Source organism: Undibacterium sp. 5I2 (genome assembly GCF_035019605.1).
Taxonomy (GTDB): domain Bacteria; phylum Pseudomonadota; class Gammaproteobacteria; order Burkholderiales; family Burkholderiaceae_D; genus Undibacterium.
The window spans coordinates 1-24,463 of the sequence record NZ_JASJVS010000021.1 but is presented as its reverse complement, the minus strand read 5'-3'; the positions used below and the strand labels follow the sequence as shown (position 1 = coordinate 24,463).

Sequence of the window (24,463 nt, the reverse complement as noted above, 5' to 3'; positions counted from 1 at the left end):
ATTCCCGCGCGCTTTTGGCGGGAACCTGGCGGCGTCCGTGGTTAACTGAAAATGCTAGAAATTTTGGTGTTTTCAGTGCGGAAAGTGACACTGGGTTCCCGCCAAAAGCTTGCGGGAACGACGTTAAGACCGCTTGGGGTAAGGATGCCGACTGAAAACCCCTTTTGCGACAGCCATCTTTAGGATGGGGAAGATATCACTGCATGTGCCAACCATGACTGACCGTGATCGATTGACCAGTCAGCGCCGTGCTGCCGAAGGCCGCCAGGAACACGGCGGTCTGGGCGACGTCTTGGACGGTGGTGAATTCGCCGTCGACGGTGTCTTTGAGCATGATGTTTTTAATCACTTCGGCTTCGCTGATACCGAATTCTTTGGCTTGTTCCGGAATTTGTTTATCCACCAAGGGCGTACGCACGAAGCCTGGGCAAATCACGTTGGAACGAATGCCATCTTTGGCACCTTCTTTGGCGACTACTTTGGCCAAGCCTAGCAAACCATGTTTGGCGGCAACATACGGTGCCTTGAATGGCGAAGCCTCATGTGAGTGTACCGAACCCATATAAATGATGCTGCCACCTTTGCCGGCAGCGATCATGGCGCGCATACACGCGCGGGTGGTGAGGAAGGCGCCATCAAGATGGATGGCCTGCATTTTTTTCCAGTTTTCCAAGCTCAGATCAACGATAGGGCTGATGATTTGTATGCCTGCATTGCTGATCAAAATATCGATGCCACCATAGGCGGCGACGGCGGCCGTGACGCCTTGGTCGACTTGGTTTTCATCGGTTACATTCATGGCCACGGCCATGGCGGTGCCACCGGCTTGTTCGATTTCGGTGGCGGTGGCGCGGGCGGCTTCGAGTGCCATGTCGGCGATGACAATTTTGGCACCATTGCGCGCATATTCCAAGGCGATTTCTTTGCCGATACCACTGGCGGCGCCAGTGATCAGTGCAACTTTATCTTTGAGTAGCATGGGATTCCTTATTGATGGTTCAATTGAAAACATGTCTGTGTTGGTGTACTCGCAACAGCGATCAGTTCATTATAACGGGCTGTTTTATTCCTGCGGCAATTCGTGAATGATCAGTCCGGCATGTGGCGGCAGTGGTTGCAGCCAGGCCTGATGTGCGAGCGCCCGTTGACAATCGTGTTCGCCGGCAGCCCAACGCGCTTGCACGGTATTGCTGCTGAAATCGACATCTTTGAAATAATGGTCATCGGGCAGGGCTTTCATGATCAGGTTGACGACATTGATCGTGTGCTCACAGCCCATGGCTATGAGCGCTTGCAAGTGTTTTTGTTGTTTCACGTTGGCGGGCAATTGCTCGGCCAAGGCACGAATGGCACGTTGCAAATCTTGAATTCTTTGCTGTGCCAATAATTGTTCTTTCGAGCGGCTTGCATATTGTATGTTTTTATACCGTGCCATCGCTTCGGCGATCGATTCCGGCCGGGTTTCGGTCGGGTCCCATAAGTCGACCATGAAGCATAGCGCATCTTTGCGGCTGTGTTCGGCCAAGAACACTTCCAGTGGGGAATTGGAGTAAACACCCCCGTCCCAGTAAGCGCGTCCATCGATTTCCACTGCCGGAAAGCCGGGTGGCAAGGCACCGCTGGCCATGATGTGTTCTGGCAAGAGTACTTGCTTGGTATTGTCGAAAATGGCACTTTGGCCATTATCGAGATCGACTGCGCACACGGATAAGCGTATCGCTCCACTGTTGAGGTAATCGAAGTCGACGTATTTTTCCAAGGTCGTTTTCAATGGCGAGGTATCGTAGAACGCTGTTTGGTTCAGCGCAACTTTGGCGTGGATGTCCCAGGCCGCACCAGGACGTGGCTTGAAAAAACCGTCGACGCCATTGACCAAGGTCCCGATGGTGTTGACGGTATTGTTGATATTGATCCAAGGTGCCATCGTCGGCCAGAAACTGGCGCGGTGGGTGGCGTCGGGTGCCAGACTATCCCAAAAATCACGCAAGCGGCTCACGCGTTGTTCGGGTGGATTACCTGCAATTAATGCGCCGTTGATGGCACCGATCGAGGTGCCGATCACCCAGTCCAAAGGCATTTTGGCTTCGTGCAAGCGCTGATAAACGCCGGCTTGGTAAGCGCCTAAGGCACCCCCGCCTTGCAGAATAAAGACGGTACTTTGCTGTGGCATGAAAACCCTTTCGCTGTTTGCAACGCGGCATATTTTCTCCGCTGCCTCAGATGATAGCGGAATATTAAGAATAAGGTAATGAGCACGCTGTGATGTGACAGGACTTGTATTCTTTTTGCAAAATAGCTTACAGGGAAGCTTATCGATGCAAGCGATGCCAGAACGAGGCCAAGCTGTGCTCAGTCTGTTGCTCGATATCATCTTCGTGTATCGCTTCTTCCGCGCTGCTCGCATCCACTTCTTTGATGCGCTTGCTCTTCAGGCCGGGTGCTTGCTTGGTCGCTGGGGTCGCGATCAATCCCTCACCAAGTTGGTACGCCGCAATGGCCGCCGCGACGGCGGGATCGGCGGCGTGTACCGGTGGTTGTTGATCTAATGCCATGATTGCAATCGGCAAAACGGTATGTTGCGTTGCCTCAGTGGCGGCTTGTTCCAGAGTGCTGATGATTTGCATCGCAGCACTATTTGACAGCGCTACTGTTGTACTCGCCGGCGCTGTGGTGGCGGCCAGTTGCGCCGCTTGGCTCGACAGGACCACCACGCTGGCGGCAGCGTTGCTGCTGACGCTGTTGGTGCTGCTGGTGCTGCTAAGCATCGCTGTTGGCGTGGGCGTCGCAGCCTTGATCGGTTCCGCTGCCAGCGCTACGGCCGCCACACTCAGTTCAGCCGTAGTCTGCGCGCTGGCATTGACGGCGACAACAGGGGTGAGCGGCAAAGGCAAATTGATAGCCATGATAGCTGCGCTTGGAGGGTGAGGATGTTCTGTTATCGGCAGCATACGGCCAGAGTTGAGGTTTATTTACTAATTCTGCGCAGCAGGTAGTGACTCAAGCAACCGATGGCGATGCCCCAACAGGCGGAACCGAGTCCGAACAGGGTCAAATTTGAGGCTGTGACGATAAATGTGATCAGCGCTGCTTCCCGTTCTTCCACGTTGGCCAAGGCATTGACCAAACCGCTCTGTATCGCACCGAGCAAGGCCAGTCCGGCGACCGTGCTCACCAAGGCATGTGGCAAACGCCAGAATAGGGCGGTCAGACTGCCGGAAAAACTGCCTATTAACAAGTACAGCAGACCGCAAGCGATGCCGGCCAGCCAGCGTTTTTCCACTTGCGCATGGGCTTCGGGGCCGGTACAGATGGCGGCGGTAATCGCGGCCAGATTGATGCCATGGCTACCGAAGGGTGCCAACAAGAGACTTAGCAAGCCGGTGCTGCTGACCAGAGGGCTTAGTGGAACTTGTTCGTAGCCAGCGGCACGCAAGACGGCGATGCCGGGCATTTGCTGGCCGGAAAGGCCCAGTAGCAGCAGTGGCAGACCGAGGCTAAGCATGGCTTTGAGGGAAAAAACCGGGGTGGTCCAAAGCGGCATGCTCAGCCCACCTTGCACATGGGCCAAGCTGGTGCTGCTGTCGCCATTCTCACTCAGCCAATACAAGGCCACGCCAACTACCAAGGTGATGAGAATCGCGTAGCGCGCCGAGTAGCGTTTGGCCAGCAGGTAGGCCACGAACATCGCCGCCGTCAGCCAGGCGGCAGGCTCGCCTTGGCCGTGCAGATTGCCGAAAATATCGGTACCGAAGCGGAATAAGATGCCAGCCAGCATGGCGGCACATAGGCTCTTGGGCAGCAACAGCATGATTTTTTCAAACAAACCGCTCATGCCTATGAACATCATGCCGGCCGCTGCCAGCATGTAAGCGCCGATCGCTTCGCCATACGAAACGCTGGCCAGCGCAGTGACCAGCAAGGCGGCACCAGGTGTATTCCAGGCGCAAATCACGGGGCAGCGGTAACGCCAACTGAGCCAGATGCAGCCGATGCCGGAACCGATGGAGACGGCCCAAATCCAGGAATTGATGGCTGTGGCCGAGAGTTGGGCGGCGGCACCGGCCTGTAACATCAATAACATGGGACCGGCATACGACACCAAGACGGCGATGAAGCCGGCCAGTAAGGGGGCGAATAAGTCGCTGCTTTGCAGGCGACGGCTGGGGGCGCTCGAAGTGCGCAAAGGGGCAAGTGTTTTCATGCCCAAAGTATAAAGTGCATGCAGGCAGCGTTTGCGCACAGTGAAAGACTCGCTTATGCTATACAGATGTAAAAAAAAGGATCTGTGATGCAGTACAGTTATCGACAATTAGCCGAGCGGATCAGCGCTGAAATTGAGCGTGGCCACTATCGCCCCGGCGCGCGTCTGCCGTCGTTGCGCAGCGTATCAGAGCAGCACTCGGTCAGTATTTCTACTGCCTTGCGCTGTTATCGTTATCTGGAGACCCGCGGGGTGGTCGAGGCGCGCGCCAAATCGGGCATGTATGTGGCTGATCGTGGGCGTGTCGACCTGCGCCTGCCAGTGACGGCGGTGGTCGCACGCGCACCGGTGGCGTATGACAAGCTGGTATCGCTGCAACATCGCCTGACCGAACTTTACTCGCTGACCGAACAGGATTTGCCACTGGCTTTGCATCTGGCCAGCGCGGCACCGGACTGGTACCCCTGTGCCGCCTTGGCCGAGATCGCGCGTCGTCAGTTGCAACGTCATCCTACGCGCTTGGGGCAATACCCGACCGGCACCGGCTGGCCCGCTTTGAAGCAGGTTTTGCTCAAGCACTTGGGCGACTGCGGGGTCGATTTGCAGCCGGCCGAGCTGTTGATCACCAACGGCAGCACGGAAGCCTTGAGTGTGGCATTGCGCGCCGTGGCACAAGCTGGTGAGACCGTTATCGTCGAGTCGCCGGTGTATTTCGGCTTGTTGCAGATGTTGGAAAACCTCGGCTTGCGTGCGCTGGAAATACCGTGCACCGTCGCCGGCGGGCTGAGCTTGGAAGCACTCGAATATGCGCTCGAGCATCATGAGGGCGTGCGTGCCATGGTGGTCATGCCGGCCTTTCAAAATCCGCTCGGTTCTGCGATGAGCGATAAAAACAAGAAACGTTTGCTGCGCTTGGCCGAGCAATATGACATCAGTGTGATCGAAGATGATGTGTTCGGCGATATCACGCCGCACCAGGAACGGCCGACACCATTGAAGGCTTGGGATAGGCAGGGCCGCGTGATTTACTGTGGTTCCTGTAGTAAAAGCGTGGCACCGGCGTATAGGCTGGGCTGGGTTGCCGGCGGGCGTCACCATAGTCGTATCGTCAGTTTGAAATTGAGTCACTCGCTGGTCACACCTTGGTTTGAGCAGGTCGTGCTGGCAGAATTTTTACAGTCGGGGGCCTTGTATAGCCATTTACGCAAATTGCGCGAGCGTTTAGCTGCCAATATTGCGCGCGCCGTAACCGTGGTGGCACATAGTTTTCCGCGCGGCAGCACGCTCGTCAGCACGGCCGGCGGCTGGTGGTTGTGGCTGGAATTGCCGCCGACGATAGATTGCCTGGCCTTGTTGCGACGCGCGGTCGCGGAGGGCATTGCCTTCACGCCCGGCATCGTGTTTTCGCATACCAGCAAATACGCGCATTGCCTGCGGCTTAATATTGCCCGGCCCTGGAGTGCGGAGCTGGAGCGCGGTATTGTCCGTCTGGGGGAGCTGGCGCAGCAGTTCGTTTGAGCACGGCGTTTCGGCTGATCGGAAGGATTTTGGTTTTTCCTCTACAATCGGGATTCGTATAGTTGCTGCTCGGCAGATTTCTTCCGTCTAGTGCTGTGCTTTTGTGAAATGAGAATGAGCATGCAAGTAAGTACAGGCGCGCCCGTGCCCGCCCCAACGATCAGCAGCGCGATGACCATGCTCATCGCGCTGGCCTGCGGCCTCATCGTCGCCAATTTATATTACGCTCAACCGCTGGTCGGCCCGATCAGCGTCGCCCTCGGCCTCGATCGGCATGCTGCCGGGCTGATCGTCACCTTAACTCAGATCGGCTATGGCGTCGGTTTGCTGTTAATCGTGCCACTCGGCGATTTGTTTGAAAATCGTCGTTTAATTCTCATCACCATGCTGATCGGCATTGTCGCCTTGATCGCCGCCGCCTTTGCCACCACGCCAGGAGTATTTTTGACCGCGGCCTTTTGCATAGGCATCGGGTCGGTGGCGGTACAGATACTCGTGCCGCTGGCGGCGCATATGGCACCGGAAGAAAGCCGCGGTCGCGTGGTCGGGAATGTCATGAGCGGTTTGATGCTGGGCATCATGTTGGCACGCCCAGTCGCCAGTTTCATTACCGAATATTCTTCGTGGCAGCGGGTATTTCACATCTCGATTGCGATCATGGTGGTCTTGGCGTTAGTGCTCTCACGCATCTTACCGCCTCGCGTGCCGAACACAAATTTGCGTTACAGCGCTCTGTTGGCATCGATGTGGCACCTGACCCGCAGCACGCCGATTTTGCGTCGCCGTGCCCTGTATCAAGCCGCTTTGTTTGCCGCCTTCAGCGTGTTCTGGACCACCGTGCCCTTGTTGTTAGCTGGCCCGGTCTATCATCTCTCGCAAGCCGGCATCGCCTGGTTTGCCTTGGCTGGCGTGGCCGGTGCGATTGCCGCCCCGATTGCCGGACGCTTGGCTGATCGCGGCTTGACGCGGCCGGCTACGCTGGCCGCATTGGTGTTGGCCGTGCTGGCTTTCTTGCTCAGTTTACTGGTCGCAGCCGGCACCACACCGGCGCTGGGCTGGCTGGTGGTGGTCGCGATTTTGCTCGATTTCGGCGTGGCCGCCAACCTGACCTTGGGTCAGCGGGCGATTTTTGCGCTCGGTGCAGCGTATCGCTCACGCCTCAACGGCATCTATATGGCGACGTTTTTCTGCGGCGGGGCACTCGGTTCTGCACTCGGTGCCTGGGCTTATGCGGTTGGCGGCTGGGCCGGTGCGGCGTGGTTTGGCGCGGCACTGCCGTTGCTGGCTTTGCTATATTGCTTAAGCGAATAAGGCGGCGCGGATTAACTCCGCGCTTGTTCACTCGGCCCACGCTTACTTGGTTTTGCCGGTGCTTTTGTTGTCGAGATCGACTTCCTGTATCGCTTCGGCAAATTCAGAAATATCTTCAAAGCTTTTGTACACCGAAGCAAAACGGATATAGGCGATTTTATCGAGGCGTTTGAGTTCGCGCATCACCAACTCACCGACCTGTACCGACAGCACTTCGCGCTCGCCAGTGGCAAGCAATTTTTCTTCGATATGCTGAATCGCATGATCGACTGCTTCGGCCGAAACCGGTCGCTTGCGTAGTGCCAACATCAAACTGGCACGCAATTTTTGCGATTCATATTCGGTGCGGCTACCATTTTTCTTGACGATGACCGGCATCATCAATTCTATCCGTTCATAGGTGGTGAAGCGTTTGTCGCAGTGGGCGCAGCGCCGACGACGGCGCATCACGTTCCCTTCTTCCGAGACGCGGGTATCGATGACCTGAGTATCATCGTGATGGCAATAGGGACATTTCATGCAGCGCGGCCCAAGTTTAGTTCGGTGAATTAGCGGATCTTGCAAAAACGCCACTCTGAAGAGTGGCGTTATCTGTATGCAAGTTCGGGACTTACTTGGCGTAGACCGGGAAAGCAGAGGTAAGTTTCTTCACTTCGACTTTGACGCGTTCGATATTGGCGGCATCATGCGGCTTATCGAGCACATCGGCGATCAGATGACCGACTTTGATTGCTTCGGCTTCTTTGAAACCGCGGGTCGTGAAGGCCGGGCTGCCGAGGCGGATGCCGGAAGTGACCATGGGTTTTTGCGGATCGTTAGGAATACCGTTTTTGTTGCAAGTCATGTGGGCCGAACCGAGGATGGCTTCGGCTTCTTTACCGGTCAAACCCTTAGGACGCAAGTCCACCAGCATGACATGCGATTCGGTGCGGCCGGAAACGATGCGCAAACCGCGTTCGGTCAGTGTTTGCGCCAGAGCTGCAGCGTTTTTGACTACTTGTTCTTGGTAAGCCTTGAATTCCGGGGTCAGCGCTTCTTTGAAGGCAACGGCTTTACCGGCGATCACATGCATGAGCGGCCCACCTTGAATGCCGGGAAAAATTGCTGAATTGATTTTTTTGGCAATCGCTTCATCGTTCGACAAGATAATACCGCCGCGTGGGCCGCGCAAACTCTTGTGCGTGGTCGATGTAACCACATCGGCAAACGGCACTGGGTTAGGGTAGACGCCGGCGGCGATCAAACCCGCATAGTGGGCCATGTCGACCATGAAATAGGCACCGACCTCTTTGGCAATTTTGCTGAAACGTTCGAAATCGATACGCAAGGCGAAGGCCGAGGCGCCGGCGATGATCAGTTTTGGCTTGCTTTCGCGTGCCAATTTTTCCATCGCATCGTAGTCGATGTCTTCCGCTGCATTGAGGCCATACGAAACCACATTGAACCATTTGCCCGACATATTGAGTGGCATGCCGTGGGTCAGATGACCACCTTCGGCCAAACTCATGCCCATGATGGTGTCGCCCGGGCTCAGCAGCGCAAAAAACACGCCTTGGTTGGCTTGTGAGCCGGAATTTGCTTGTACATTGGCAAAATTAGCGCCGAACAATTGCTTCACGCGATCGATTGCCAATTGTTCAACCACGTCGACATGCTCACAACCGCCGTAGTAACGCTTGCCTGGGTAACCTTCGGCGTATTTGTTGGTCAATTGCGAACCTTGCGCTTCCATGACGGCTGGCGAGGTGTAGTTTTCCGAAGCGATCAGTTCGATATGCTCTTCTTGACGCTGGTTTTCCAATTGAATGGTGGCAAAAATTTCCGGATCGATGGCGGCGAGGGTATGATTTTTAGCAAACATGGTTTTCCTGATTTATCTGTTGATTGATTGAACAAGCGACACCAAGGGCATACAAAATTTTATTTGATACCTGTGTCGGAGGTCTTCGGCGAGGCGTCTTGGACGCGAACGAAGACAAGCAGCCTCATTACCATCAGGCTACCCAGGCGCACGGCTGGAATCGAGGAACTGATTCCGAAATCTCACGCTTCCCGATGGATCTCCATCTTTAACGGTGGCCCAGACCAGCCAAGCACCGTGTTTTCGCCAGTCACGTGAGACGAAATGGTGCAAGAATTTTACGTGATACCCGCGCAATCGGCAAGCGCTGCGCCTGATTTTTTCTTGCTTTTGCTCATGTGTGCGGCGCAGAAATCAGTCGCGTCGGCAACCGACTATTGAAAATCCCTTAGAATAGCTCCATATCCGCATCTCAATGTACGTCCAATTAAAAGGAATGATGAACATGATCGTATTAATTACCGGTGCCAGCTCAGGTTTTGGCGAAGAAATGGCACGTAAATTTGTCCGTGAGGGTCATCAGGTGATTGCTGCGGCGCGTAGAGCTGATCGTTTATCTGCCTTACACAGCGAATTAGGCGAGAATTTGTTGCCGGTCGAAATGGATGTGACGCAAAAAACCTCGATTCAGGCCATGTTGGCCGGCTTGCCCGCTGCTTGGCGTGAGATCGACGTACTCATCAACAATGCCGGATTGGCACTCGGTACTGAGCCGGCGCATCTGGCTTCGCAAGATGAGTGGGATACCATGATCGACACCAATGTCAAAGGTTTGGTCACGGTCACCCGCGCCGTCTTGCCCGACATGGTGGCGCGCGACCATGGCATGATCATCAATATCGGCTCCATCGCCGGTTCGACGGCTTATCCTGGCGGCAATGTTTACGGTGCTACCAAAGCTTTTGTCGATCAATTCACTAAAAATTTACGCGCCGATATGGCCGGCACTGGTGTGCGCACCACGAATATTGCACCTGGCCTATGCGGTGGTACGGAATTTTCGAATGTCCGCTTTCGTGGCAATGACGATGCCGCGGCCAAAGTGTACCAAGGAACGGTCCCGCTGACCGCCATCGATATCGCCGAAACAGCTTTTTGGATCGCCACATTGCCGGCACACGTGAATATCAACTATATTGAGATGATGCCGACATGTCAGGGCTACGGGCCTTTGAATGTTCAACGCCGCACCGCGCCCTGAGCGCAGCGCGACAGCTTTACAAAATGAAATCAGACTATGCGCAAATTTGACTGGCAACTGCGGGTGTATTACGAAGATACTGATGTAGGGGGCATCGTTTACTATGCCAACTACCTTAAATTTTTCGAGCGGGCACGCACAGAATGCTTACGTGCAACCGGGGTGAATCAGCAGCAATTGCTGAGCGACGAAGGCCGAATGTTTGTCGTCAAAGATTGCGCAGTCGCGTATCATGCACCAGCCAGGCTCGATGACGCCTTGCGCGTCAGCGTTGAGTTGAAGAAACTCGGGCGCGCCTCCTTGGAATTTTTCCAGCAAGTTTGGTGCGCCGAGCGCCTCTTGGCCAGCGGCACCATCATGGTCGCGTGTGTCGATGCGCACAGTTTGCGACCGGCGGCGATACCGGTGTCCGTGTTGGAAAAAATTTCACTCTGAACCGGCCTGCCGTCACCTCAACTCTTTTTGTCTTTATCTCACCCCCCTATGACCGCAACCCAAGATCTTTCCTTCATCAGCCTGATCGGCAATGCTTCCCTTCTCGTACAATTGGTCTTGCTCTTGCTGGTGGGCGTATCGCTGACCAGCTGGACTTATATTTTCAGTAAGATGTTTGCAATCAAAAAGGCACGTGCACAAACTGAACAGTTTGAGCGCAGTTTTTGGTCGGGTGGCAATTTGATCGATCTGTATCAGGAAGCCACGAATAACCGCCGTCACGGCAAAACGCCGGTCGGTGCGATGGAACGTATTTTCGAAGCCGGCATGAGCGAATATCAAAAAGTCAAAAATGCCAATAAGGGCACGCTTGAAGCCAGTGCCATGCTCGACGGCGCACGGCGCGCCATGCGTGCTGCCTATCAGCGTGAAATGGATAGCTTGGAATCACACTTATCGTTTCTTGCTTCAGTTGGCTCGGTTTCCCCGTATATCGGCTTGTTCGGTACCGTCTGGGGCATCATGAATTCTTTCCGTGGTTTGGCCAATGTGCAACAGGCGACTCTGGCAGCGGTGGCACCGGGCATTGCTGAAGCCTTGATCGCCACGGCTATCGGCCTGTTTGCCGCCATTCCTGCCGTGTTGGCTTACAACCGTTATTCGCATGACATCGATCGTCTGGCGATACGCTTTGAAACCTTCATTGAAGAATTCTCCAACATACTCCAACGGCAGTCGCGCTGAGGGTGGGGTAAGAATGACTTCTCTGCGTGGCGACCGTAAACGTAAATTCAAAGCCGAAATCAATGTGGTGCCGTATATCGACGTCATGTTGGTATTACTGGTCATTTTCATGGTCTGCGCACCGATGACTAACCCCAGCGTGATCAATTTGCCGACCGCTGGTCAGTCAAGCCAGCCACCGAGCGCGTACATTGAGGTCACGGTACAAAAAGACGACAAGTGGGGTATAGGCATCAAAAGCAAGGTCAATGCCACCACCGCAGCGATACCCCAAGAGGAAACCGCCGACCGCTCGGTGCTGATGAGTAAATTAAGCCAATTCCATACCGATCAACCGGAGTTGGCGGTGCTGGTGTCGGCAGATAAAACGGTAGAGTATGACAAGGTCATACAAATTATTTCTGATGCAAAAAAGCTCGGCATTAACCGCGTCGGTTTAGCAACCAAGTAAGCGAACAAGATGACTAAGCTTTATCTGTCTGCGCTGTGCTCGCTCACTCTGTGGTGTGCAGTCTCTGAAGTTGTTTTGGCGCAAGATCTTGCCAGCACCGAGAGTCCGCCGCCACTGACCGCGCCACCGCTACCGCAAACCACAGCTCACGGACGTTTTCATTTGCAGGCACCAGACTCGAGCTGGGCCGATTTACTGCGTGAACACATTCCTGAATTTTCCACCACGTCTGAAGCGCAAAACCAGACGCCCTCGCTGCTGCGCCGCTTACGTAGCGATATCAGCGGCATTTTGGCGACCGAAGGCTACTTTTCGCCGCAAATCACCATCGACACCAGCGCGCTACGAGTGGCCGGCAGCAGCGAATCAAACCTGACCGTCGAGGTCAAGGCCGGGCCGCGTACCGTGATCGAAAATGTCACCATCAATATTAACGGTCCGCTGCGCAGCGCCATCGATGCGGCCGAGGCAAAGGCGCTGGAGCGTCAGCATGGCTTGCTGATGGATTGGTCGCTGGCGGTCGGCGATCCCTTTCGCGAGGAAGACTGGAGCAGTTCAAAAAACCAGCTGACCGACAGTTTGCGTGCCGATGTCTATGCCGCCGCAAAAATATCTTCCAGCGCCGCCAAGATCGATGCCGACCAGAATTCCGCCGCCCTCAGTCTTGAAGTCGACAGCGGCCCCGCGTTTACGCTCGGCTCTTTGCGCGTCAATGGTTTACAGCGTTACCCGGCATCGCTGCTGGAACGCTTTCGACCGCCGCAACGCGGCGAAAGCTATTCTCGTTCGCGCTTGCTCGACTTCCAACGCGCGCTACAGAATTCAGCTTACTTTTCCACCGTCACAGTCGCGATTGATCCCGATCCCGAGCAAGCGGCGGAAGTGCCGATTGATGTCACGCTGCAAGAACGCAAACCGCGCGACCTCAGCTTTGGCCTCGGTTACAGCACCAATACCGGATTTCGCAGCGAAGTCGCTTACCGGGATAGAAATATCCTGCAACAAGCTTGGGATTTACGCAGCGCCGTGCGGATAGAGCAAAGGCGCCAACTCGGTTATATCGATATCTATCTGCCGCCCGATGACAACCGCGTCGATTCCTTCGGCGTCATCGTCGATCGCGAAAATGTTTCTGGGGTACAAACTACCCGCAATGCCTTGGGCGTGAAACGCACCACCACGCGTGGGCGTATCGAGCAAAGGCTGGGGATGAATCTGCTGCGTGAAAAAAGCACGGCGGAAGGCCAGCTCGAAGACAGCAGCAAAGCATTTGTACTCACTGCCGGCTGGACTTGGCGCGATGTCGACGACACCTTTGCGCCGCGGCGCGGTGAAATTTATCAGTTCGATCTGGCCTTATCAGAAAAAGCCGTATTTTCCGACCAAAGCTTCTTGCGCACCTATGCCAAATACCAGCGCTGGGTACCGGTAGGGAAAAGCGATAACCTGATTTTTCGCCTCGAGGCCGGCCAAGTATTTGCCAATAGTGAGCACGGTATTCCGCAAGACTATTTATTCCGTACCGGTGGCAGCACCTCGGTGCGCGGCTATGCATATCAAAGCCTGGGCATCGTGCAAGGCGTCGCCGTCACAGGTGGGCGCGTGATGAGCGCCGCCAGTGCCGAATATGTGCATTGGCTCAACCAAAGCTGGGGTGTTGCCAGCTTTGTCGATGTTGGCGATGCCGCCGACAGTTGGCGCGCGCTCAGCCTGCGCCAAGCCATAGGGGTAGGGGGGCGCTACCGCACCCCGGCCGGCCCGATCGCACTCGATCTCGCCTACGGCCGCCAAACCGCCAAGCTGCGGCTTGATTTTTCGATTGCGATTGCGTTTTAATATGACTTCATCTGCCGCTGTCAGCGTACCCAGCGCTCCTACTCCCCCCAACCCCGCTCCAAATCGCTCGCGGCGCTGGCGCACACTGCTGTTGATCTCGCTCACGCTGCTGCTGATGCTGGTCGGCAGTATGTGGTGGGCGCTGCACACCGCCAGTGGCACACGCAGTGTATTGGCGGCCGCCCAAGCCGCCAGTGGCGGCAAGTTACGCGTCAGCGGTGTCGCTGGCAGTCTCGATGAGGGCGTGCAAATTGACGAACTCTCCTTGCGTCTCGCGGCACTACATGTCGATATCAGTGGCTTGGCATTACGCTGGGATATGCCTGCTTTATGGCAACGTCGCCTGCATGTGCAGGAGCTGCATATCAGTTCGTTGCGCATTGCCAGTGCCCCCGACCCCAGTCCATCGGTGTTGCCACAGGACTTGAGTCTGCCGCTGACACTGGAATTCGATCAACTGGCCTTGGGGCGATTGCAACTGGCGCAATTGGTAGCGAACGGAAAATCCCAAGAAACCCTCAGCCTGAGCGCCCTGACGGGCCAGTTCAGCTATCGTGCCCAGCAATACCGTGGCCGTTTGGCTTTTACCAGCCCATGGGGCAGTGTGCGTCTGGACTCAGCGACGCTGGCCAGTCGCCGTCCGTTCGCTCTTAGTGCCAGCGGATTGTTGCAAGGAAAAATAGATACGCAACTGCCACCGGCAACGGTGCACGCCGACTTATCCGGCAACTTGAGCGCCTTGATAGTCGGACTGCAAGCCAGCATAGACGAAGGCCAACAGCAATTGCTGGCTGGCGATGCCAGACTGGTGTTGGCACCGTTTTCGCCGCAAATGCTGAGCAAGTTGCATCTCGATATACGCCACCTCAACCCGGCGCACTGGGCTGCTACTGCGCCACAGGCTGATCTACGTCTACGCGCCGATGTGCATCCCGATGATAAAGCTGGCGCGCCCAGCGACCGTCTGCGCGGCAACGTGTACCTGGCCAATGCCAAACCGGGTTTGCTCAGCGACCACGCCTTGCCCCTCAAAGAACTCAGCAGTGATTTATTGCTGCAGGGGAAATCCTTAAACTTAAGCAATTTGCAAGCCTATTTCTATGGTGAAGGCCAACTGCAAGGCGCTGTCGATGTGGTACTTGAGCCAGGCTTACCGAAAGTGCAAGGACAATTACAATTACAAGATATTAATCTGCAGCAAATTGATCAGGCGTTTCAACGCACCCGCATCGACGGCAGCATCAAGGCGCAGACGGTGGCTGGACAGCGCATTACCATGCAAACCGAGCTGCGCGAAGCGCGCGCACACTTAACGATGCAAGGCGAGTACGTGCTCGCCTCGCAATTACTCAAACTCGACGCCTTGGAATTCCAAGCCGAGCAGGCGCGTGTCAGCGCCAGCGGTTCGCTCACACTCAGTGGCGAACAGCGCTTTCAATGGCAGGGCGTAGTGGCCAATTTTGATCCGGCACGTTGGTTGACGGTACCGGTCGGTCGTTTGCAAGCGAAGCTGGCAGGTAGCGGAAGCTTACTGCCACAATTGCGTGCGCAAGTAGACGTGCCTTTATTGCAGGGCAATTTTGCCGGCCAAAGCGTCGATGCCAGCGCCAGCCTGCTGTGGCAAACGAATCAATTACAAGTGCCCCAATTGGCCGTGCAATGGGGTAAAAACAGCGTACACGCGCAGGGTAATTGGGGTGTGCGCGGCAATAGCTTGAAACTCGAGGTCGATGCGCCCGAACTGAGCGCCTTACAAACCCTGCTAGAGAGCATGCAGATCCAACTCAGCGGCGCGCTCAAAGCCCAAATCGCGCTGCACTATGATGCTACGGCACCGGCCGCCGATATCACGCTGCAAGCCCACGACATCCATTTGCAAAGCCAAGAAAAAAGTCTGGCCTTGGCCGCCTTCGATGCCAATGTTCAACTCGCTCCCGGCCTTAACGGTGCCTTGAATGGTACAGTCAAAGCAGAAAAATTGCGCCTGAGCGGCTTGCCCGAACAGTTTCCCACCGAAGCGCTGGACACGCTGCAGCTTCACCTCGCCGGCACACGCAGCGCGCATACCTTGAGCCTTGATGCCGCCCTGCCAGAGAAGCAAAAATTCACGCTCAGCCTGGCCGGTGGCTGGTTCGCTGCGACTGCTGCCACTGTGCCGCATTGGAGCGGGCACTTGAACAGCTTAGACTTGAGCGTCACGCCCGGTTTGCATTTGGTGCAAGCGGCGAGCCTGGAAATTGCCGCGCAATCGCTGAAACTCGGCAAACTGCAATTGCGTAGTGACTTCGCGCAACTCTCGCTGGAACAATTCGATTGGACCCCGACCACGCTGGCCACGCGCGGCAGCATGAGCGAGGTACAGGTCTTACCGATCTGGAATCTGTTGCACCAACAAGACATGCTGACCGGAGATTTACGTCTACGCGCAGACTGGGATGTGGAATTGAAAGACAATGCGCGCGCCACCATCCATCTGCAACGCCAAAGCGGCGACCTGCGCATCAATGATGGCGACGGTGCCGGTACGCCAGTACCCTTGGGTATGACTTTGGCAAAATTGGAGTTAGGCAGCGGCGGGCTGGTGCTCGGTACCGATGCGCAGCGCATTAACTTGACCCTCCAGGCCGACGGCACGCGTTTGGGACAATGGCAGCTTAATGCCGAAACGCAATTGAGCCGGCAAAACGGCGCGTGGAGCATCGCTTCGCACAGCCCTATGAGCGGCAAACTGCATGCTGCTCTGCCAGATTTACAATGGGTAGGACCGACCCTGAACCCAGGGCTGGCATTGAAGGGTAAACTCAATATCGATGCCAACTTAAGCGGCACCCTGGGACTACCGCATTATCAGGCGCAAATTGCCGGACGCGAGCTGGAGCTGGCGCTGGCTGCCGAGGGTTTGCTGCTGCCCAACGGCAGTCTCGACGCGCATCTCGAAGACCAGCACTTGACTTTAACGAATTTGCAGTTCTCCAATACCATCAACTCCTTGCCTGATCACGAGCTGTTCCGTGATGTCGATTTGCTCGGCAAGCGCGGTGAATTCAAAGCCAGCGGCGAAATCGACATCGGTGCTGAAACCGGGTCCATTCGTGCGCAGTGGCAGAATTTTCCTTTATTGCAGCGCAAAGACCGTTGGTTGGTGGTCAGCGGCGAAAGCAGCATCGTCGAGACCAATGAATTATGGGTTTTGAGCGGCAAAGTGACGGCTGACGGGGCGTATTTCAAATTACCGAAATTACCGCCGCCGAGCTTATCGAGCGATGTCGTGGTCACGCGTCGCGCCGATCAACTGGCACGCAAAAACAGCGCAGCGGCGGCCGCCAAGAAAACTTTAAAGACGCGTCTCGATGTCAGCTTCGACATGGGCCGGCGCTTTGTCTTCGTCGGCCGTGGCATCGATACCGGCTTGGCTGGCAGCCTGCGTTTGCGCTCGATCGACGGCAGCCCCTTGCAGGCGATCGGTTCGATACGCACCGTCAAAGGTGTCTATGAAGGCTATGGCCAGCAATTGGCAATCGAGCGTGGCATCTTGAATTTCCAAGGTGCGCCGACCAATCCGGGCTTGAATATACGTGCGCTGCGTCAGGGTGTGGCAGTTGAAGCCGGGGTTGAGGTGGTCGGCACGGTCGCCGCACCGAAGGTGCATCTGGTCTCGGAACCGGAAGTACCGGATACGGAAAAATTATCGTGGCTGGTGCTAGGACGCGGCTCCGACCAACTCGCCGGTGGCGACGCCTCTTTGCTGATGTCGGCCGCCAGCGCGATTTTCGGCGGCGATGGCAGCCGCAATGTTCCGCGCGACATCGTGCAGAGTCTCGGTTTCGATGAGTTCTCGATAGGTGCCGCCGGCAGCGGCGCGTCGTCGCGCGTGCCGGGACAAACCGTGGCCGGTGCCACCAACAGTAACAGCACCAGCGGTAGCAGCGATCAAGTCGTCAGCGTTGGCAAACGCCTGATGCCCGGCTTGGTGCTGTCGGTCGAGCGCGGTCTCGGCGACGCCACCGGCGCCTTGAAATTGAGCTGGCAACTGACCCGGCGCATCACCATCGTTGGTCGCGCCGGCAGTGAATCGGCGGTCGATGTGAATTATACGTTTTCGTTTAATTGAGGGTGTGGGTTCGAGGGGGGGGCTGTTGCATTGTGTGGGAAGGAATTCAAGCCGGTTCCACCGAGATTCAGTCCATGCTTGCCTGCGCGTAACTGATAGTAAACAGAGACAATTTTATGTCAGCACCCTCGACCCGATAAGCCGATGGAAGAATAGCTTGGGCATTTTTTTATGTAAACCTGCACCAACCAAAAGGTTTTTAAATTGGGATGCGCTGCAATTGGAGATGTGTAATTTTTCACATATGCGATTTCTACATTTGTAAATGGTATCGGCCGTTCTGATACTTGATTTTGGCCTGTGTTTATCCATAAAACAGGCAATTTGCTTGAAATTCCAATTCATTATTAACAAAAAACATATTTCACGTTCGTATTCTGTCAATTTTACATTGCCGACCTGGAAGGTATCATCTGCATTTTCAATGCAGAACCCCCTTTCGAATTCGATAGCGTAATTCGGTATGAGTGAATAAATAATCTTTATATCTATTTCATAGGCATCGTACATCAATCCCAAAATTGATTCGGATGGATGATGCTTGATCATGTGTTTATTAAATACCAGTGCCTTTATGCCGTCGACGTGTTCAAAAATGTCCAATGTTCTTATTTTGTGGTTCATATTGGCGTAATGAAGGAGACGTCGGTCACTCTTGACATAGCTGTCGGCAAATCGTGCGGTAGCTTCGCATGGCATATCGTGATCCATCCTGTTTTTCACGTCCGCACCGTTGGCGAGACCAACGAGATTGGCGTAGGAATCGCTGGAAATGAAATGCTTGGAATCCACATCTTTTATGCCGACGATCATATCTGATTGATTGGAAATGAATTGTATGGATTCCTTTAATTTCTCTATGTAGTCAGTTTGCTCAACCGTAAAATTTTTTTGCGAAACCAAGCGGTACATCATAAAAAAGTCCTCATTGAGTTTTCCAATCGGCGATGCAGTCGCGACGATGGTGGATAAAAATTATTTATTTCGCAATGATTGCCTGTTTATTATTTTGTTCTACTGTAAGCAGGGTTTTTGCAGAACGTCTTTTGTAATGCATCCGTGCTGCAAAATGATGACTCTTTGCGCCATGGCGATGGTATCCGGACGATGCGCGACGATAATGCGTGTCAGCGGGATTTTTTGAATGGCTGCGTACACTGCTCGCTCATTCGGTACATCCAATTGACTCGTCGCCTCATCAAGTACCAGTCATTTCGGTTTGTTATACAATGCGCGTGCCAACAAAATACCTTGCCTCTGGCCGCCAGACAAGGCGCTGCCAAGATCGCCGATCAAGGTGTTGAATGCCCATCGGCATAGCGGTAATTTCGTCGTGAACGGCAGCCAGCAGCGCACCAGCTTGGGTTTGCTGTTGACTTGGTGATGGAACGAAAAAACTGATATTGTCCGCGATCGAACCTGCGAACAAGCTGTCGTCTGGCATCACTGTGCCAAGTAGTCGCCGGTAATTGGAGAGACCAAGCTTGGTCAGCTTGATACCACCGACCAAGATTTCCCCTTCCGTCGGCTCCAACAGACCGAACAACAGCTTCAACAAGGTCGTCTTGCCACTTCCTGATGGTCCACCGACGGCAACGTACTGGCCCGCTGGGATAAGACTGCTTCAATTCCGTATCGAAGCTATCGCGTTAGCGTCGCAGCAAGTCTGAAATAGCTTGTTGTGCGCCGCTGTTGTCAACACGGATACGCTCACTGGACAGCACGAACATGACTTCGCCGGCACGTATGGCTTGGCCCTCCTGCACATGTCGCTCAATGATCATGCCGGATTGACTTGGCACGACCCGGATCACCCCCGTAGTCGGTAGCAGTACGCCTTGGGATTGCGCCTTACGACTGGTGCTGAATAAAAAAGAAAGGCAATGATTGCAATAGCGATGCAAACAAAGAAGCCATTCAGCACGACCTGGCTCAGCGGCTGTGTCAAGAGCACGGTGCCATATTGTCGTGTGCTTAAGTGTGCAATGGTTTGATGGAGAAACAGCGCTTGCTGCTTGTCAAAATCCGACTTGAGCGCTGCTCTGCTTTCTATCCCGGCACTGGCGTTGTCCATCACTGTACCGCCGATGGTTCGGTCATTTTTAGAATACGTGTGCCAGATAACTTCAAATACTCGGCTAAGGGAATGAGTCCAAGTGCAGCGCGTCGCCGGTCAACCTGTGCATGATCGTCGACAGGCATGAGCGTGCCGTCTGAGCTGATTTGGGTTCCGTAAAGCTGAGCGAGACCCAGACCGATGCGCACGCGGTCTTCCAACATGGCTAACTCACTTGCCAAGGCATCGTTCTTGTCGACCGCATCGCGTAGCAGAGGTAAATACTTTTGTTGATCTTCAAGATTGGCATGTTGCAAGACCAAAAAAGCATTCTGACTTGCTTGGATGCCGACCAAGCGCGCACCCGGCCAGCCGTACTGCTCGATAATTTCGGCCAGTCGCCCCATATTGCTCGCATCGATCGTTGCCTGTAGGCGTGCCGCAGCCGCATCGATAAATGGCTTGTTGCGGTAGCGTTGGTCGGATCGACCCATGCGTTCGAGATCCATGATGGTTTGCAATTTTTTTGAATCAAGAGTTTCTTTTGTCAATGTCAATTCATTGCCAATGAAATCGAAGTTGACCGCACCATCGACGGTCGACATCAAGGTGATCTGCACATTCCCCTTGGCGCGTAAAATGCCATTTTCGTCGTCGTTCTCAATTTGATTGGCGTGAATTCGATAGTCAGCCTGCATCCCTACAGGCAGTTGTATTCTGGCTACTTCGTTTCCGCCTGCGTGGACTGCAATAATACTGCGGGACAGCGGTTGTTGTTGAGCACAAGCCTGCTTGATCAATATAAAAAAAAGTATGCTGAAGAAGATGATATCTTTTTTCATCAGATTTGCGCGTGAAACCTCGGCCTTCAGGCCGAGGAGGCAGAGCGCGGAACGCGCAGCGTTCCTTGCTTTGGTGGCGTGCCTGTCACGTCCATGTTTGCCACCAGTGAATAACTATACCCATCTGCACGCTGAATGATCTTGCAGTGCTTATGCGATATGCCTTGTACGACAGATTCTTGCGTTTGTATGTTGAAACTGCCACTTGCGCGAACTGCTACGCGGCCTATGTACTGGCCGGTTTTCTTTCCTGTCGGAAGGCACTGTCAGTAACAGTACGGTCAAGCAAGCGTATAGCAAACGGGAACAGGCGATGCACGCGTGCCCGGCCTGCTGCGAGCAGCTTGCGCGCCCGTTTCTCGCTGCATGGCATCAGCGGTTCTTGTGTTCTGCTTAGTACAAATACAGCCATTTTTGTATCTCCAATATGAAATAGCAGATGTAATCTGCATTTCCCTATGCGCTTACGCGCCTGGTGACGGGCACCTGACGGTGCCGCTCCCCTCGACAATGTCACAACGCAGCTTCGGTTCGGAATGCTCACCCGCACTCTCCGATGAACCTTGCAGCAGAACGTTTCGTGCTTACCCTATGCTTGTCTGCTTCTGCTGCTTGCAGAGCTTGGAACTGAGGAAGCATTCCAATGTGAGTCTTGTACTTCGTTGCAACGTAGCGCGATGCTTTGCGCTCAGTCTGGTCAACCGAGCTTTTTCAAGCTCCGGCCTTGAGAGGCTGTCGCAAAAGGGTATTGAGTCGGTATCATTACCCTAACTGGTGGCCACGTCATTCCTGCGCGCTTTTGGCAGGAACCCAGCGGCGTTCGTGGTTAACTGAAAATGCCAGATATTATATTGTTTTCAGCGCTGAAAACGACACTAGGTTCCCGCCAAAAGCATGCGGGAATGACGCGGTATGCGGTGTTTCAGGTGTAAAAAAACTTCCATCAGGCTTTTGCGACAGCCTCTTGAGGCCGGGGTAATTGACTTGAACTCCATTAGGTTGATTTATCGGAAAAATTTCCGATCTGTTTATTTTATTTATGAAGAGATTTCTTGTTAAGTCCATTTTTTATGACTTGTTATTTGGCAATTTCCTTCTTTATCGGGCTTGAGCGGTAAAGTGACGGCTGACGGGGCGTATTTCAAATTACCGAAATTACCGCCGCCGAGCTTATCGAGCGATGTCGTGGTCACGCGTCGCGCCGATCGGCTGGCACGCAAAAACAGCGCAGCGGCGGCCGCCAAGAAAACTTTAAAAACGCGTCTCGATGTCAGCTTCGACATGGGCCGGCGCTTTGTCTTCGTCGGCCGTGGCATCGATACCGGCTTGGCTGGCAGCCTGCGTTTGCGCTCGATCGACGGCAGCCCCTTGCAGGCGATCGGTTCGATACGCACCGTCAAAGCTGTCTATGAAGGCTATGGCCAGCAATTGGCAATCGAGCGTGGCATCTTGAATTTCCAAGGTGCGCCGACCAATCCGGGCTTGAATATACGTGCGCTGCGTCAGGGTGTGGCAGTTGAAGCCGGGGTTGAAGTGGTCGGCACGGTCGCCGCACCGAAGGTGCATCTGGTCTCGGAACCGGAAGTACCGGATACGGAAAAATTATCGTGGCTGGTGCTAGGACGCGGCTCCCGCCAGTTTTTCCATATTGAGCACATCGATCGCAGTTGAAGCCTTGCCGCGTTGGCATCGACTGGCGCGATCTGGCGGTAGCGCTGGTCGGATTCCCCCATCGCTTCTAGCTTGCGAATGGCTTCCACCTTGTGTGCATCCAAAACTTGTTTCGTCAAGACCAGTTCATCGCCGATCAAATCGATCTCACTGGCGCTGCTACCGGCCAAGTTCAAAGTAATCTGCACATTCCCCACAGCGTGCAACACACCCGCGGCCTCATCGTTCGCGATGTGATTGGCATGAATTTGGTAGTTCGCTTTCAGTCCTATCGGAAGCTGAATTTTTGCCACCTCTTTGTCTTCTGAGCGGATGGAAATGATGCTGCCTGTCGCGGGTTCTTGTTCTGCCGAACAGGGCTCTGTTTGTCCAAGAAACAGCAAGCTATGTAAAAGAAAATGTCGTGTCATGTTTAATAATTGAAACTTTTCCAAGCCATTAAATAGTGTCAGTTCCATGTTGGCGGGTGCTAAGCGAGTCATGGCACACGGCAAAGTAAAATTGAGCGAAGCAGCGCGCAGGTTGACGGAGATGGCAAGAATTTATATCATCAAAAATCTGACTAGGGTTTGAAACCCCGGCCTTCAGAGGCTGTCGCAAAAGGGTTTTCAGTCGGTATCATTACTCCAACTGGCCGACATGTCATTCCCCCATGCTCTCGCCTCGTCATATATGGACTCGCCTGTTTGTGCAAGCAGAATTTCGTCAATAAACAAAGAATTGAGTTGCTGTCATATATCCGACTTCAGGGGACTCAGATGTTCATCATCTGAGTCATTCGTACCCTGAGCCATAATGGATAATTCGCTACTATTAGTGACCTCATCATTCCTACGGTTTCAACACCGATGACGTTGACGGCCTCTCCAATAGTGAGCTCGGCTCTTTTGCCCATTAACTAATGCCTACTACGCAAACTCTGACAAGTTTGTACTACAAGCTCTGTATTTTAACTGTCTGCCAGTTCTGGCTGAAACATCGTTTTGTTCTTTAAAATTGCCACCACCATGCGGGCGTTCTTATTCGCCACTGCAACACTCGCTTTGTTCACGCCAATCCGCTCTGTCAGCTCTCTGATCCAGATGCTATGCGGATCATTCTTGTGAAACTCCCCCGTGATCTTATTCACTCGGGATGCTGCCTGGACGCAGGCTCTTCCCCCGTGAACCAACAGCTGTCGGATGTAGCAATCCCCATGCTTGGTAATACTGCCCAGCATGTGCTTTTCACCGCTGGAATGCTGCTTCGGAACTAATCCCAAGAAGGCGGACAAATCACGACCTTTTTGAAACTCGCTCCCATTACCAATTTTTGCAACGATCGCCGTTGCTGTGAGCGGACCAATTCCTTCGATGCTTTGCAAACGTTTTGACGCGTCATCTTCTTTCGCTAATTTCTCCAGCTGCGAGGTATGGTAAATAATCTCTTGCTCTTCTTTTTCTAAATCCGCTTTGAGTTGTCTAAATAATTTCTTTTCAGTAAGGCTTAATCGGTCGCACGCATCGTCCAGTAACTCTGCAAGCTTTTTCATGAGATGCGTCTGACCTTTGGGCATCACAATCCCACTCTCGGCCAAGACGCCGCGCATCATATTCATGCGTGCAGTGCGTTGCTTGACGTAGAGACTCCTTACCCGGTGCATGGCTTGAATCGCTAATTGCACGTCGGTTTTAACCGACACAAACCGCATACTCGCTTTCGTGACGGCTTCGGCACAAGCAGCGGCATCGTTGGCATCATTCTTTTGGTGCTCAGCATATTTCTTTACTTTTTCTGGGCTCATAAGCTTGACGTCAAACCCCAGCTTGATCAGTTCTTTAGCCCAAAAATGTGCGCCACCGCATGCTTCCATTCCAATCAGGCACGCCGGCAACTGCATCATAAACTGCAGAAATCCTTCTCTTGATATCCGCTTTTTCAGTATTCTCTTGCCCTGACTATCTGCCCCGTGGATTTGGAAAACATTTTTTGCAATATCAATCCCAATTACTGTAATATTTTTCATGACTCGCCTCCTTTAGGTTAAATGAAATCAGTAATCTCATTTTGGCACACCGTGATGCCGTTAGAAAGTGGGGCGAGTCCATACCATCATTCCTGCGTAGGCAGGAATCCAGTGGCACGCTAGTGCCTTCAGGGTGGGAGGGGCGATCAAGGGCACTTTTTTTCTGTTAAATCAACACGTCCTGCTGCGCCTGAGCAGCACAGAGATAAAAGGCGCGTGC

At 54.0% G+C, this 24,463-nt stretch carries 22 protein-coding genes and 1 riboswitch; of the genes, 9 read left to right on the top strand and 13 right to left on the bottom strand.

Annotation, left to right across the window (positions count from 1 at the left end):
- Positions 1-196: 196 nt before the first annotated feature.
- From QN359_RS09455 to QN359_RS09440, 4 genes are all read right to left on the bottom strand, one after another.
- A complete protein-coding gene (locus QN359_RS09455; protein WP_322247678.1) occupies positions 197-979 on the bottom strand; it encodes a 3-hydroxybutyrate dehydrogenase in 783 nt (260 codons plus the stop codon).
- A gap of 84 nt (positions 980-1,063) precedes the next feature.
- Positions 1,064-2,170: a patatin-like phospholipase family protein gene (locus tag QN359_RS09450; RefSeq protein WP_322247679.1), complete on the bottom strand. Its 1,107-nt coding sequence runs from the start codon at positions 2,168-2,170 to the stop codon at positions 1,064-1,066.
- A gap of 139 nt (positions 2,171-2,309) precedes the next feature.
- Complete coding sequence (locus QN359_RS09445; RefSeq protein WP_322247680.1) at positions 2,310-2,903, bottom strand: hypothetical protein; 594 nt, start codon at positions 2,901-2,903, stop codon at positions 2,310-2,312.
- Between the two features lie 62 nt (positions 2,904-2,965).
- Positions 2,966-4,201: a benzoate/H(+) symporter BenE family transporter gene (locus QN359_RS09440; protein ID WP_322247681.1), complete on the bottom strand. Its 1,236-nt coding sequence runs from the start codon at positions 4,199-4,201 to the stop codon at positions 2,966-2,968.
- Positions 4,202-4,288: 87 nt separating this feature from the next.
- On the opposite strand from QN359_RS09440, the gene QN359_RS09435 reads away from it, so the two are divergent.
- Together QN359_RS09435 and QN359_RS09430 are read left to right on the top strand one after the other, a co-directional pair.
- A complete protein-coding gene (locus QN359_RS09435; protein ID WP_322247682.1) occupies positions 4,289-5,719 on the top strand; it encodes a PLP-dependent aminotransferase family protein in 1,431 nt (476 codons plus the stop codon).
- A gap of 114 nt (positions 5,720-5,833) precedes the next feature.
- Positions 5,834-7,030: an MFS transporter gene (locus QN359_RS09430; protein WP_416200178.1), complete on the top strand. Its 1,197-nt coding sequence runs from the start codon at positions 5,834-5,836 to the stop codon at positions 7,028-7,030.
- 42 nt (positions 7,031-7,072) lie between these two features.
- Here the strand turns inward: QN359_RS09430 and nrdR are convergent, their stop codons facing one another.
- Both nrdR and glyA read right to left on the bottom strand, forming a co-directional pair.
- Positions 7,073-7,549, bottom strand: a complete 477-nt coding sequence (gene nrdR, locus QN359_RS09425) for a transcriptional regulator NrdR (protein WP_322247684.1) — start codon at positions 7,547-7,549, stop codon at positions 7,073-7,075.
- A 91-nt stretch (positions 7,550-7,640) separates the two neighbouring features.
- Positions 7,641-8,891 carry a serine hydroxymethyltransferase gene (glyA, locus tag QN359_RS09420; RefSeq protein WP_322247685.1) on the bottom strand — a complete coding sequence of 417 codons (1,251 nt, stop codon included), beginning with the start codon at positions 8,889-8,891 and terminating at the stop codon, positions 7,641-7,643.
- A 133-nt stretch (positions 8,892-9,024) separates the two neighbouring features.
- A riboswitch (ZMP/ZTP riboswitch) is annotated at positions 9,025-9,155 on the bottom strand.
- Positions 9,156-9,336: 181 nt separating this feature from the next.
- Here glyA and QN359_RS09415 point away from each other — a divergent pair.
- From QN359_RS09415 to QN359_RS09390, 6 genes are read left to right on the top strand one after another with little or no spacing between them, the layout of a single operon-like run.
- The gene (locus QN359_RS09415; RefSeq protein WP_322247686.1) at positions 9,337-10,092 is read left to right on the top strand and encodes an SDR family NAD(P)-dependent oxidoreductase; all 756 of its coding nucleotides are present in this window, start codon (positions 9,337-9,339) and stop codon (positions 10,090-10,092) included.
- A 36-nt stretch (positions 10,093-10,128) separates the two neighbouring features.
- Positions 10,129-10,527 (top strand): tol-pal system-associated acyl-CoA thioesterase, encoded by a 399-nt coding sequence (ybgC, locus tag QN359_RS09410; RefSeq protein WP_322247687.1) that lies wholly within the window; start codon positions 10,129-10,131, stop codon positions 10,525-10,527.
- 48 nt (positions 10,528-10,575) lie between these two features.
- Entirely contained in the window at positions 10,576-11,271 is a 696-nt protein-coding gene (gene tolQ, locus QN359_RS09405; RefSeq protein ID WP_322247688.1) for a protein TolQ, read from the top strand.
- A gap of 13 nt (positions 11,272-11,284) precedes the next feature.
- Complete coding sequence (locus QN359_RS09400; RefSeq protein ID WP_322247689.1) at positions 11,285-11,722, top strand: biopolymer transporter ExbD; 438 nt, start codon at positions 11,285-11,287, stop codon at positions 11,720-11,722.
- Between the two features lie 9 nt (positions 11,723-11,731).
- Positions 11,732-13,558: an autotransporter assembly complex protein TamA gene (locus tag QN359_RS09395; RefSeq protein WP_322247690.1), complete on the top strand. Its 1,827-nt coding sequence runs from the start codon at positions 11,732-11,734 to the stop codon at positions 13,556-13,558.
- 1 nt (position 13,559) lies between these two features.
- Positions 13,560-17,669: a translocation/assembly module TamB domain-containing protein gene (locus tag QN359_RS09390; RefSeq protein ID WP_322247691.1), complete on the top strand. Its 4,110-nt coding sequence runs from the start codon at positions 13,560-13,562 to the stop codon at positions 17,667-17,669.
- Between the two features lie 114 nt (positions 17,670-17,783).
- On the opposite strand, the gene QN359_RS09385 is transcribed toward QN359_RS09390, so the two are convergent.
- From QN359_RS09385 to QN359_RS09360, 6 genes are all read right to left on the bottom strand, one after another.
- Entirely contained in the window at positions 17,784-18,584 is an 801-nt protein-coding gene (locus QN359_RS09385; protein WP_322247692.1) for a hypothetical protein, read from the bottom strand.
- A gap of 307 nt (positions 18,585-18,891) precedes the next feature.
- Complete coding sequence (locus QN359_RS09380; protein ID WP_322247693.1) at positions 18,892-19,227, bottom strand: hypothetical protein; 336 nt, start codon at positions 19,225-19,227, stop codon at positions 18,892-18,894.
- A gap of 91 nt (positions 19,228-19,318) precedes the next feature.
- Positions 19,319-19,453, bottom strand: a complete 135-nt coding sequence (locus QN359_RS09375; protein WP_323493401.1) for a hypothetical protein — start codon at positions 19,451-19,453, stop codon at positions 19,319-19,321.
- 26 nt (positions 19,454-19,479) lie between these two features.
- Entirely contained in the window at positions 19,480-19,743 is a 264-nt protein-coding gene (locus QN359_RS09370; RefSeq protein ID WP_322247695.1) for a hypothetical protein, read from the bottom strand.
- A complete protein-coding gene (locus QN359_RS09365) occupies positions 19,743-20,423 on the bottom strand; it encodes a DUF6624 domain-containing protein (RefSeq protein ID WP_322247696.1) in 681 nt (226 codons plus the stop codon). Before QN359_RS09365 ends, QN359_RS09370 begins: the two co-directional genes overlap by 1 nt.
- A 370-nt stretch (positions 20,424-20,793) precedes the next feature.
- Positions 20,794-20,979: an RRXRR domain-containing protein gene (locus QN359_RS09360; protein WP_323493570.1), complete on the bottom strand. Its 186-nt coding sequence runs from the start codon at positions 20,977-20,979 to the stop codon at positions 20,794-20,796.
- 707 nt (positions 20,980-21,686) lie between these two features.
- Between QN359_RS09360 and QN359_RS09355 the strand changes: the two genes are divergently transcribed.
- Positions 21,687-22,238, top strand: a complete 552-nt coding sequence (locus QN359_RS09355; protein WP_322247698.1) for a translocation/assembly module TamB domain-containing protein — start codon at positions 21,687-21,689, stop codon at positions 22,236-22,238.
- Between the two features lie 949 nt (positions 22,239-23,187).
- Here the strand turns inward: QN359_RS09355 and QN359_RS09350 are convergent.
- Positions 23,188-24,243 (bottom strand): IS110 family transposase, encoded by a 1,056-nt coding sequence (locus tag QN359_RS09350; RefSeq protein WP_322247699.1) that lies wholly within the window; start codon positions 24,241-24,243, stop codon positions 23,188-23,190.
- Positions 24,244-24,463: the final 220 nt, after the last annotated feature.